This window comes from Citrobacter sp. (assembly GCF_050252275.1).
GTDB lineage: Bacteria > Pseudomonadota > Gammaproteobacteria > Enterobacterales > Enterobacteriaceae > Citrobacter_A > Citrobacter_A amalonaticus.
In genome coordinates this window covers 1-11,859 of record NZ_JBFWLF010000011.1, presented here as the reverse complement: position 1 = coordinate 11,859, position 11,859 = coordinate 1, and the positions used below count along the sequence as shown (strand labels likewise).

The 11,859-nt window shown below is 58.7% G+C and carries 13 protein-coding genes; all 13 read right to left on the bottom strand.

Annotated features, from left to right (window positions below):
• Positions 1–81: 81 nt before the first annotated feature.
• On the bottom strand, positions 82–483 hold the full coding sequence (nikR, locus tag AB7E14_RS01930) for a nickel-responsive transcriptional regulator NikR (protein ID WP_042323093.1): 402 nt from the start codon (positions 481–483) through the stop codon (positions 82–84).
• Between the two features lie 12 nt (positions 484–495).
• Entirely contained in the window at positions 496–1,296 is an 801-nt protein-coding gene (nikE, locus tag AB7E14_RS01925; protein ID WP_316962369.1) for a nickel import ATP-binding protein NikE, read from the bottom strand.
• On the bottom strand, positions 1,293–2,057 hold the full coding sequence (gene nikD, locus AB7E14_RS01920; RefSeq protein ID WP_316962368.1) for a nickel import ATP-binding protein NikD: 765 nt from the start codon (positions 2,055–2,057) through the stop codon (positions 1,293–1,295). Before nikD ends, nikE begins: the two co-directional genes overlap by 4 nt.
• Entirely contained in the window at positions 2,057–2,890 is an 834-nt protein-coding gene (gene nikC, locus AB7E14_RS01915) for a nickel ABC transporter permease subunit NikC (RefSeq protein WP_316962367.1), read from the bottom strand. Before nikC ends, nikD begins: the two co-directional genes overlap by 1 nt.
• The gene (nikB, locus tag AB7E14_RS01910) at positions 2,887–3,831 is read right to left on the bottom strand and encodes a nickel ABC transporter permease subunit NikB (RefSeq protein WP_044253638.1); all 945 of its coding nucleotides are present in this window, start codon (positions 3,829–3,831) and stop codon (positions 2,887–2,889) included. Before nikB ends, nikC begins: the two co-directional genes overlap by 4 nt.
• The gene (gene nikA, locus AB7E14_RS01905; protein ID WP_316962442.1) at positions 3,831–5,405 is read right to left on the bottom strand and encodes a nickel ABC transporter substrate-binding protein; all 1,575 of its coding nucleotides are present in this window, start codon (positions 5,403–5,405) and stop codon (positions 3,831–3,833) included. Before nikA ends, nikB begins: the two co-directional genes overlap by 1 nt.
• 136 nt (positions 5,406–5,541) lie before the next feature.
• On the bottom strand, positions 5,542–6,126 hold the full coding sequence (gene acpT, locus AB7E14_RS01900) for a 4'-phosphopantetheinyl transferase AcpT (RefSeq protein ID WP_044327811.1): 585 nt from the start codon (positions 6,124–6,126) through the stop codon (positions 5,542–5,544).
• 1 nt (position 6,127) lies between these two features.
• Positions 6,128–7,357, bottom strand: a complete 1,230-nt coding sequence (locus AB7E14_RS01895) for a beta-ketoacyl-ACP synthase (protein ID WP_042998509.1) — start codon at positions 7,355–7,357, stop codon at positions 6,128–6,130.
• Positions 7,354–8,085 (bottom strand): 3-ketoacyl-ACP reductase FabG2, encoded by a 732-nt coding sequence (locus AB7E14_RS01890; RefSeq protein WP_125339339.1) that lies wholly within the window; start codon positions 8,083–8,085, stop codon positions 7,354–7,356. The genes AB7E14_RS01895 and AB7E14_RS01890 overlap by 4 nt, the downstream gene beginning before the upstream one ends.
• Positions 8,082–8,558 (bottom strand): 3-hydroxy-fatty acyl-ACP dehydratase, encoded by a 477-nt coding sequence (locus AB7E14_RS01885; RefSeq protein ID WP_316962365.1) that lies wholly within the window; start codon positions 8,556–8,558, stop codon positions 8,082–8,084. Before AB7E14_RS01885 ends, AB7E14_RS01890 begins: the two co-directional genes overlap by 4 nt.
• Entirely contained in the window at positions 8,555–9,724 is a 1,170-nt protein-coding gene (locus AB7E14_RS01880) for a beta-ketoacyl-[acyl-carrier-protein] synthase family protein (RefSeq protein ID WP_316962363.1), read from the bottom strand. Before AB7E14_RS01880 ends, AB7E14_RS01885 begins: the two co-directional genes overlap by 4 nt.
• Before the next feature lies 1 nt (position 9,725).
• Positions 9,726–10,382 (bottom strand): DUF3261 domain-containing protein, encoded by a 657-nt coding sequence (locus tag AB7E14_RS01875; protein ID WP_369700152.1) that lies wholly within the window; start codon positions 10,380–10,382, stop codon positions 9,726–9,728.
• The coding region (locus AB7E14_RS01870) for an MMPL family transporter (RefSeq protein WP_428169300.1) at positions 10,382–11,859 on the bottom strand (1,478 nt) is incomplete at its 5' end. The genes AB7E14_RS01870 and AB7E14_RS01875, both read right to left, overlap by 1 nt.

Here is an 11,859-nt window from a genome sequence, read left to right as displayed (position 1 = left end):
TGGCGACGATGTCTTATCCGGCCTACGGGAGTGCAAAGGCAGGCCGGGCAAGCGCAGCGCCCCCGGCGGCATCGTTGAGGCTTACTCTTCCTTCGGCAAACACTGCAAATGGCCGTGGCGCACGCCGCGCTGGGCGATAACATCATCGGCAAAATGTTGAACATCGCCCATGTCGCCTTTCAGGACGGCAATCTCCAGACAGTCGTCATGGTTGATATGCACATGCAGTGTGGCGACGGACAAATCATGGTGATGGTGCTGCGTTGAGACAATGCGACTGGCTAAATCACGCTTCTCATGTTCATACACGTAGGAGAGCACCGCAAAGCCCTGGGTGCCGTGCTCTTGCGTGGTTTCCTGCGCCAGCGCGCCGCGCAGAATGTCACGAATGGCTTCGGAGCGGTTGTTGTAACCACGGCGCTGGCTCAGGCTATCCAGCGTTTCCAGTAAATCGTCATCAAGCGTGATGGTGACTCGTTGCATCAGATATCAACCTTACGAAATGGCGCGATGGCGCACGGGGTATGCGGGGAGTACCGCCTTTTGTAGCACACGACCGGCCTCGGAGGAAAAGGTTAATGCCTCACCCACAGTCTGTGTCTCAACGATCTGCCCGTCCTCCATCACCATCACACGATGGCAAAATCGTTCCACCAGCCGCAGATCGTGGGTGATAAACAGGCAGGCGGTACCAAACTGCTGCTGTATTTTTTTGAGCAGACGAATGACGCCTGCCTGCAACACCAGATCGAGATTCGACACCGCTTCATCGAGAATCAACAGTTTCGGCTCTACCACCAGTGCGCGGGCCAGACAGACGCGCTGGAGCTGACCGCCGCTGAGCTGTGGCGGACGTTTATCCAGCAGGTTTTCATCCAGATCGACGGCGTGAAGCATCTCGCGCACTCGCGTTAGCTGTTCGGCTTTGGACAACGAGAGTAAATGACGCATCGGCTCACGCAGGATCTCACAGACGGTTTTACGCGGATTCACTGCGCTAATGGAATCCTGAAAGACCATCTGGATATCGCGGCGAAACGCTTTTTGTTTAGCCCGGTTCAGTTTTGCCAGCGGTTCACCGCGCCAGCTTACGCTTCCCTGACTGGGCGATTCCAGACCGACCAGCAGACGCGCTAACGTGCTTTTTCCGCAGCCGCTGCGCCCTAACAAGGCAACGGTTTCGCCGCTTTTCAGATGCAAAGAGACCGCTTTCAGCACCTGCTGATGCTGATGTTTTCCACCCAGGCTGGCGTGGGCGTACTGATGAGAAAGGTCTGTGACGCTGAGTAAAGTCATGAGGCTAACTCCATACCGTACAGAGCGAGATGTGCCGATACCAGACCGCGGGTGATGGCGTGTTGGGGTGCCCTGAACAGGGTTTCCACGTCACCCTGTTCGACGATGTTTCCGTTATCCATCACTGCCACATCGTCGGCCAGTCGCGCGACCACACCCATATCGTGAGTCACCAACAGCATGCCCGGTGCCCGGCTCTGCATAATGCTCTCCAGCAGATCGAGGATGCGCGCCTGTGCCACCACATCCAGATCGGTGGTCGGCTCATCGGCGATGATAAACGGCGCATCGGACAGTACCGCCATCGCGATCATCATGCGTTGTAGCATGCCGCCGCTCATCTCGAACGGGTAGAGCTTCAGCACGCGATCGGCCTGCTCCAGGCCCACGGCTTGCAGGGCGTTGACGAGCGTGGCGTCATCTGCCGGTTTACCCAACGCCTGACAGGTTTCCCGTGCGTGGGTCGCCATCGTATGCAGGGGATTAAACGCGCTGCGCGGATTTTGCATAATGGTGGCAATTTTGAACCCACGCAGGGATCGAGGCGACACCGGTTTGCCGTCAGCGAGCAGCGTTCCGTTTGTCTGGCGCACACCAGCGGGCAAAAACCCAAGCGCCGCCGCGCAGGTCAATGATTTACCGCTACCGCTGCCACCCACCAGCGCCAGCACACGTCCGCGTTTGAGCGTTAACGACACACCGTGCACCAGCGGGCGATCGGCCTCTAAAGCGATGTTTTGCAGTTCAATGTGCTGTGGCATCAGTGGGCATGCTCCGTGATCAGATGAGGATCCAGGTGATCGCGCAGGGCGTCACCCACCATGTTGAAGGCCATCACGGTGATAAACAGCGCCAGCCCCGGCCAGAACATTTGCAGCGGCTGAGTCCAGATATACTGGCGGGCGTCGTTAATCATCACCCCCCATTCCGCCGTCGGTGCCGTCACGCCAAGGCCGAGGAAAGACATCCCGGCAACGTGCAGCATCATATGTCCAATATCCAGCGTGGCCAGCACCAGCAAAGACGGGATCACCGCCCCGGCCAGATGGTCGATGAATACCCGGACATGACCTGCGCCGGAAAGCCGTGATGCGAGAACAAACTCGCGCTGACGCAGAGAGATGACCAGGCTGCGCACCATCCGCGCATACCACGCCCAGTGTGACAGGGCGATGGCGATAATCACGTTGGTGAGTCCCGTGCCCAACACGCCGACCATGAAGAATGAAAGAATGGAGGTCGGGAAGGTCATAAACATATCGGCGACGCGCATGGTGGCTTGATCGACACGACCACCCAGCAGTCCGGCGCTGCCGCCAACAATCAGTCCCAGCGCCAGCACCAGCAGCAGACAGGCCATCACCGAACCCAGCGACACGCGGGTCGCCGCCAGCAGGCGAGAGAAAATGTCGCGTCCCAGATGGTCCGTACCCAGCCAGTGCTGGCTGTCGGGGGCCAACAGGCGCGAGGGTAAATCGACCGCTTGCGGATCATACGGCAGCCACCACTGGCTGGTCAGCGCAATCACCGCCAGCAGGGCGATGACAATCATGGCCAGACGAACCGACCAGCGTGAAGAGAGGAAAAAGTTCACGAGTGCGCTCCTTCATGACGACGAATGCGTGGGTCCAGCGCGGCGTTCAGCAGATCAACAATCAGGTTACAGACCACGAAGACCACCACCATCATCAGCGTAAAGCACTGAATCACCGGGTAGTCGCGGTTAAATATCGCCGACACGGCATAGCGGCCGACGCCCGGCCAGGCAAAGATGTTCTCGATAATCATCGTCCCGCCAATCAGTTCGCCGATGTGCATCCCGACCGCGGTGACGACCGGCAGCGACGCATTACGCAAAATATGGCGGCGCTCGGTTTGTTTGTCGTTCAGCCCGCGCAGGCGCGCCCAGGTGACGTGACGCTGCCCTGCGACTTCTAACATGCTGGCGCGCAGGAGTCGGGCGTTGATCGCCAGGGACATAAAGGCGATCGATACCGCGGGTAAAATAAGATGCTGCCAGCCGCCGTAGCCCATTGCGGGCAGCCATTGCAGCCAGACCGAAAAGAACATCACCAACAGGAAGGCGAGCCAGAAGTTCGGCATCGACACGCCGAGGAAGGCAATCAGTCGCACGACGAAATCCGGCAGACGGTCGCGGTGACGCGCCGCCCAGATACCGAGCGGCACGGAAGTCAGCAGGATCAGCACCAGCGCCGCGCCCGCCAGCTCCAGCGTCGCAGGCAGGAAATTCAGCATGTCATCCAACACCGGGCGCTGGGTGGCGAACGAGATGCCAAAATCCAGATGCAGCGCCTTCCACAGCCAGGTGCCGTACTGCACGACAAGCGGCTGATCAAGGCCCAGCATCACGCGGGTTGAGGCCACCATTTCCGGCGTCGGCGGCAGGTTCGATAAGCGCAGATAGTCGAGCGCCGGGTCGCCGGTGCCCAGGCGCAGCATCAGAAAGATAATCACCGAGGCGGCGAAAATCATCGGAATCAGCAGCAGAATGCGCCGCAGTACATAACGCAACATCAGGGTTTCACCGGTTTAATCTGTTCAAACGGGATTTCAGAGGCGATAGGCGCATACGGAATTGTGCCCAGTTCAGGTCTGGCGACCACCATCATCGAGACATAGCTGATGGGCAGATAGACCGCGTCGTTGTGCAGACGGGTCAGGATGTCTTTGTACAGCGCCTGACGCTGGGTGTCATCGGTGGTTTCCAGTACTTCACCAATCTCTTTATCAATTAACGCTTTATCAGCTAACCCCTGCTGAGCCTGGTAATCCGCATGTGACGGCACGCGCATCGAACTCATAAAGGCGTGCGGGTCATACGGCGCGCCCCAGGTGCGGTTGAAGATCATTTCGAAGCGTCCGTCGCGCTGACGGGCATAAATACTGCTCTCTTCTTCGCCAATAAGTGCAACATCAACGCCAATCTGGCGCATATCGGCCTGAATAATTTCCGCCATCGATTTGCTCAGCGCGTCGGTGCCAATGAATGACAGCTCAATGCGTAGGGGTTGACCGTTTTTCTCACGAATATCTTTACCTGCGGGGAGCGTCCAGCCGGCTTTTTCAAGCAGATCTTTCGCCTGCTGCGGGTCGTACTGACGTGGCTTCAGGCCAACGTTGGCATAAGGAACGGTAGGTGCAAACAGCGTGTCGGCGACCTGCTGCGTGCCGTACAGCGCATTGTCGATCAACGATTTCTTGTTCACCGCATAGTTCAGCGCTTCACGTACTGCCAGTTCATTGGTCGGTGCTTTCGCTGAGTTGAGTGCCAGCATTACCGTTTCAATCGGCTGAGAAAGCTGGGTGCGGTAGTTCGGGTTCTGACTGAAGCGGGCGAAGGTATCGAGCGGCAACAACCCTTCGTTACCGTATAACAGGTCGATGTCGCCTGTTTCAAACGCGACGGCGCGAGTCGTCGGATCCGGGATCACTTTGACGGTAATTTTTTGAATCTGTGGTTTTTCACCCCAGTAGCGATCGTTGCGTACCAGCACATCGTACTGATTGAGCTTCGATGCTTTCAGTACCCACGGCCCCGTGCCAATCGGCGCTTTAATACCGCGCATCGTTTCGTTGTCTTTAAATTGCGACGGCGCGATAAACCGGAACGGGCGCGGCAGCGCCAGCTCTTGCAGGAACGGGTAATAGGCACTTTTCAGGGTGATTTGGAGCTGGTTTTTGTCGAGCGCTTTCACATCGACGATCTGATTGACGAGTTCCAGCCAGGCGTGACGCTGGCGGTTATCGAGCACCACGCGGAAGTTTTCCGCCGCCGCATGGGCGTCGAACGCTTCACCATTTGAGAAGGTCACATCATCACGCAGGGTAAACGTCCAGGTTTTGCCATCCGCCGAGTGGGTCCAGCTTTTTGCCAGCCACGGAATGACCGAACCATCGGCCTGATACTTTACCAGCGGCTCATAAACCATGCTCTGGGCGAACATTTGGTTAGGGGTATACAGATGAGGGTTAAGCGGCCCAACGTTGACCGGCCAGGCGGTCGTAATTTCATCAGTGGCAGCGGCGTGCGTAAGGAATGACGCACAGGCCAGCAGCGCAAAAAGTGTGCGGCGTAGTCTGGACAAAATGGTGATCCCGAATGATGTAGAGGTACGACTTTATGAGTATGACGATTCTAAAGAATCATCATACTTTTGACGTGTTCTGGATCAAGAGAAGAGCGGTCAAACACGCGAATTATACGAAAATCGTATGTTTGCGATGTCAGACCGTTTCCAGCCACTGCACCGCGTCTGCGTTCAGGGTAAAGGGCGTGGGAGTGCAGACGGCCAGGCTCAGGTTATCGAGCTGGCAATGGCTCAGCGAAAGCCCGGAGTCAAAGGTGCTGTCGACGCTGACGATCTGCCACGCGCTGCCGCCGCGTTGTTTCACGATTGCCTCTTTTTGCGTCCAGATGCGCCAGAAGGCGGCGAGCTGCCGATCCGGATGTTCCGCTTCCACTTCGGCATGTTCGCCGAGGCTGAAGACCGCATTTGCCAGCGAGCGCCAGTTGGCGCGTGGGCGGATGATTTCGAGATCGCAACCCACTTCGCCTTCGTCGCTCAGCAGCAGGGCGATATCGTCACCGCTATGGCTCAGGTTGAACCACAGCGACGTCTCGGGTGAAAACGCGGGTTTCCCCTGTTCGCCGTAAACAATCTCCGGCAGCGGCGAGAGGGTGTGGGAAAGCAGAACGCGACCGGCCAGCCAGCGTGCGCGTCGCGGACCCTGCGGCGCCAGATCGGTTAACGCAGACGGCAAGGTGCCTGCGCTGAGTGTCGAAACTTTTCCCAGTACGATCCGATACATGTCAGGACCAACGTTTAATGATGATGGACGTATTGATGCCGCCAAACGCAAAGTTGTTGCTCTGTAAGAATTCACAATCAATCTTGCGGGCTTCACCCATGATGTAATCCAGCGCGCCGCAGTTGGCGTCGGGCTGTTTTAAGTTTAGCGTAGGCGCAAACCAGCCTTCACGCATCATTTGCAGACTCATCCAGGCTTCCAGCGCGCCACAGGCACCAAGGGTATGCCCAAAATAACTTTTCAGCGAGGAGATTGGCACATTATCGCCATAAATTGCGGCAGTCGCCTGACTTTCCGCAATATCGCCACGATCCGTCGCCGTGCCGTGTGCGGAAATATAGCCGATATCCAGCGCGTTTAATCCTGCCATTTTCAGCGACTGTTCCATGCAAATTTGCATGGTTTCCCGTTGTGGCTGGGTGATATGCGCGGCGTCGCAGTTGGTGGCAAACCCGATGATTTCACCGTAAATCGTCGCGCCGCGTGCTTTGGCGTGTTCCAGTTCTTCAAGGATCAACGTCCCGGCGCCTTCGCCAATCACCAGCCCATCGCGCTGTTCATCGAACGGCGACGGCGTGGTTTTCGGTTGATCGTTGCGCTGACTGGTGGCGAACAGCGTATCAAACACCGCCGCTTCCGACGGGCACAACTCTTCCGCGCCGCCTGCTACCATCACGGTTTGATAACCGTGGCGAATCGCTTCCCACGCATAGCCAATCGCCTGGCTGCCGGACGTGCAGGCGCTGGAGGTGGGGATCACGCGTCCGCGCAGGCCGAAAAACAGCCCGGTATTGACGGCGGTGGTGTGCGGCATCATCTGCACATAGGTGGTGCCGGTAATGTTATTGGTGTGCTTTTCGGTCAGCATGGTGGCAAATTCGCTCACCGGGCCAGTACTGCCGGTGGATGAGCCATACGCAATACCCGTTTCCCCGTTGGTGAGCACGTCGTCGCCAATCAGTCCAGCCTGTTCGAGCGCCAGTTCGGTGGCGCGGGTGGACATCAACGACACGCGACCCATCGCACGGATGCGCTTACGGGTGTAATGCTCCGGCAGCGTGAAATCATCGATCGGCGCGCCCAGCAGGGTATGTAGCCCCTCATAAACCTGCCACTCCGGCATTTTGCGCACGGCGTTTTCATAGGCCCGCAGTCTGGCGGAAACATCCTGCCAGTTTTCCCCAAAGGCGGTGACGCCGCCCATGCCCGTTATCACCACGCGACGTGTCATAACATCCCTCCATTGATAGAAATCACCTGACGGGTGACGTAGCTCGCCACATCCGACATCAAATAGCTGGCAAGCCCGGCGACTTCGTCCGCCTGACCCATGCGTTTCATTGGGATCATCGCCATCGCTTCCTTCAACGCGGCCTCTTCCATTTCGATCATTCCGGTGTCGATCAGCCCCGGCGCGATGCAGTTGACGGTTATTTTGCGTTTCGCGAGTTCAATCGCCAGCGCTTTGGTGGCGCCGATAATCCCGGCTTTGGCGGCGCTGTAGTTTACCTGCCCACGATTGCCCATTACGCCGGACACCGACGACAGGGTGATAATCCGACCGCCCTGGCGCGCGCCGATCATTGGCATGATGCACGGCTGAATGACGTTATAAAAACTGTCGAGGTTAGTGTGGATCACCGTGTCCCAGTCGCTGTCGCTGAGTGCCGGGAAGGCGGCATCGCGGGCAACGCCTGCATTGCTGACTACGCCGTACCATGCGCCATACGCCTCGATATCCTGTTCCAGTACTTCGCGGCACTGCTCGCGGTTCGCCACGTCGAAACTGAGCAGACGCCCTGCGCCACCGACGGCGAGAATGGCATCCAGCGTCTCCTGCGCGCCCTGTGCATCACGATGGTAGTGGACGCCGACCACAAAGCCGTCCGCTGCCAACTGGCGGGCGATTGCGCGACCGATGCCTTTGCTGGCGCCGGTAACTAAAACTGAACGACTCATGCGGACGCTCCTTGTTGAAATAGAGAATGAAGTTCTTCTGCCGATGGCTGGAAGGTATTAACGCGGCCTGTCGCCAGTGTCTCTTCGTCGGCGGTAATCGCGCATTCGAAGCTGCCGAAACGGTCGTCCTGCATCAGCAACTTAACGGTAATGGATACGGTTTTTCCTGCGGGCAGAACGCCGGCTGTGCAAATCAGTTCGCGCGCGCCGAGCACCATCCCGAGTGAGATCGCTCCCTGACCCTGCTGATGGCGGTGCCAGCCGGACCAGACGCCGACAGTCTGCGCCATCAGTTCCAGTGCGAACCAGCCGGGTAAATTGCCTTGCGGATCAAGGAACGGTGCGAGAACGCCGCCGCTTGTTACGGTGACGCAACAAACGGCGGTTTCTTCGCGTACACAAACGACCTCGTCGAGCAGTAGCATGGGCGCGTCGTGCGGCAGGTATTCGCCGGGTGATAAATAGTGGCTCATGACATTCTCCCGAGCAGAATACTGGTGTTATTGCCGCCAAAGGCGAACGAATTCGACAAGATAAACGGGCGTTCAAGCGGCTGAGGTTGCTCGATGATGCCGCAGGGCGGCAGCGCCGGATCGCGCGGCGACAGGCTAAAGTCCTGTACTGGCAGAGGCAGGTCATGCTGCAAAACCAGCATGCTGAGCGCCGCTTCGGTAATCCCTGCCGCGCCCAGCGTGTGGCCAGTCAGGTGTTTGGTCGAGCTGCACGGGACGCGCTCGCCAAACAGCGCGTTGACCACCCTGGATTCGATCTGGTCGTTCAGCGGCGTGGCGGTGCCATGCAGATTGATGTAACCCACCTGTTCGGGTGTGAGACCGGCATCGTCCAGCGCCTGCTGGATGGCGCGAATGGCCCCAACGCCCTCCGGATGCGGTGCCGAAATATGGTGCGCGTCGCTGGATTCCCCTACGCCAAGCAGCGCGATGGGCTGTGGCTCGCGGGTCAACAGCATCAGCGCCGCGCCTTCGCCAATAGTAATACCGCTTCGGTCACGGCCAAACGGCAGACAGCGCGTCGGCGAGAGCGATTCGAGACTGTGGAAGCCGTTGATCGGCATCCGGCTCAGGGTATCTGCGCCGCCGACGATGGCGACGTCCACGAGATCGGATTCAATTAAGCGGCGTCCGCTGATGATAGCGCGAGCGCTGGAGGAGCAGGCGGTGGAGAGGGTGAATGCCGGGCCGTCCAGCTTCAGCCAGTGGCTGAGAAAGCGCGACGGGTCGCCCAGTTCCTGCTGCGCGTACTGCCAGTGATGGCTCTCTTCGCCGTTCAGCGTCAGGTTAACGTGCGTGTCGCCTTCATCCAGACCGGACGTGCTGGTGCCGAGCACCACCGCAACCCGATCGCGACCGTAGCGCGCAATGGCCTCATCCACCTGCGGCTGGATCTGCCTGAGCGCCGCCAGCAGCAGCTGATTGTTGCGCGAACGGTGGGCGCTAAAGTCATCCGGGATGGCGGGCAGTTCGCCGTCCACGCCAGCAAGTACCGCGTGCGGATGCCCCTGTAACCAGCCGGTGCGCGGGCGCATGCCGGGTGCAACGCCATGCGTCAGGTTGGCGGCGATTTCATCGGTATCGTTGCCCAACGCGTTAATCATGCCCACCGCAGAAATGTAAATCATATCAGTCACCCAGATATTGAATGGTGATGTGGTATTTAAAGACATGCTGTTCGATGCTGATCGGCTCGCGCTTGCCTTTGCGGTTCAGGTAGGTGATTTCGGTCACCAGCGTGCCGCGAGCATTACGCAGTTCACGCCTGTCGCCGCTGTCCGTCAACGTCCAGCCTTTCGGCAACTGCGGCTGCCAGGTGCTAATCGGCCAGTGGCTGAGCATGACGTCAGCCAGCACCTGACTGGCGGGCGGCAATTGTGGAACCACGATGGACTGCTCGGTGTGCAACCCTTTGTCATCGTAAGTGACGAGGAACAGACGAATACCCACCGACGACAGCCCCGCCAGCGTGATTTTTTTATCATCGGCATTCAGCATTACCAGCAGCGACTGGGTTTTGCCGTTAAAGCGACCGGTGAGCAACTGCTGAGCGTTCACTGCCGGAGAGATGCCCGGCGCAGGCAGCGTCACCCGCGTACCTGGCTCCAGCCACGCCTGCGGGCGGCCTTGCTGATCTTTTGGCGAGTGGCTGCAGCCGGTGAGTAACAGCGCAAAGAGGCCCAGCGCTAACTGCGCGATGGCGCTACGCTTATCGGGCCTACGCCAACCTGTTGACCTGTCAGGCCGGATAAGGCGTAGCCGCCATCCGGCAAAAAGGTGTTTAATCATTTTCGTTTTTTCTCTCTTTTCGTCGGCATCGCCAGAGGGGAAAGCAGGAACGCGGTAAAAATGCCGCTGACCAGCACAATGCCAAAACTGCTGATCGCCTGGGTGGCGCTAAAGACCAGCATGCCGAGCGTCAGCAGAGTGGTCATCATCGCCAGCGTGATAGCCAGCAGGGAAGTGAGAGGCGTCCCACGCGGATTACTGAAAAACAGCGTGTAGTTAATGCCGATCCCCAGAACCAGCACCAGCGCCAACAGCGAGAACAGATTGACCGCATGCCCGCTCAATGCCAGCACCGCCAGACTGCAACCCAAAGAGAGCACCGACGGCACGAGGCTGACCAATCCTCTGCGCCAGCCTAACCGCGCGATCGCGCCGCAGGCAATTACCGCCAGCGCGATAAACAATAAACCGGTCAGTACGTTGCGATACAGTGCAAACAGGTTGTCAAAGGTGCTTTTGCGATCGACCCACGCGACGCCGGGATATTTCTCGCTAAGCGCGTTGAGCGCAGCGCTCTGGGTCACGCCTTCCACGGGCACCAGTACACCGCTTTCGCCGTGAGGCAGGCTCAACCACAACAGTCGCCAACCTTCGCTGGCCGGGCTGGCAAGCCAGGCGTCAACGGTTACCGGCATAGGGGTTAGATCGGGATTGACCGTCGTCAGCCCGGCGTTGTTCAGGGCCTGAATGACCGTGGGCGCAGCGTTTATCAGCAAGGCGAGATCCTGCTGCTGACGGGTCAGTGAATTCAACGGGATCGTGCGATAGCCGTTGAGCAGACCCTCTTTTTTCGCCAGCGCCAGCGCGGGGACAAAGGCTTCCAGCCGTTCCAGCGTCTGCTGTGCGGAGTCGCCGTACACCACAAACCACTTCTGATCGACACTCTGTCCGGTCAGCGCGGTAATGGTTTTTTCCTGCGCCAGAATGTGCTTCGGCAGCGCCTGCAACTGGGAGATATCATCATCCACGCGTAGGGTCGTCAGACCAGCCAGTGAGAAAAGCGCGAGTGCCACCGGCAAACCGACGGAGAGCGTTTTATTGCGTCGCCAGGCGGCAAGCCAGCGCAGCATCAGTACCATCGCCGGAACCGGACGCACCGGTAGCCCGCGACACAGCCACGGATGCCAGAAAATCACCGTCAGGCACGAGGCGCTCAGCCCTGCCGCCGCAAATACCGCCATCTGGCGAATGCCGGGGAAGGGGGCGAGCATCATAATCAGGTAGGCCGCGACGGTGGTCAGCAGCGCCAGCAGCAGGGCATTTCGCACTTTTGCCAGACTTTGCCAGGGCGAGGTTTCCGCGCCATGCACCATCCGTTCGGTCAGGTAATACAACGTGTAGTCGGCGGAGATGCCGATGATGCTCATGCTCATCACCAGCGTCATCAGATGCAGTTCACCGAAGAACAGCAGCGTGACGACGGTTCCCGCCAGCGCGCCAATGCCAATCGACAGCAGACACAGCAGCAGCGGGC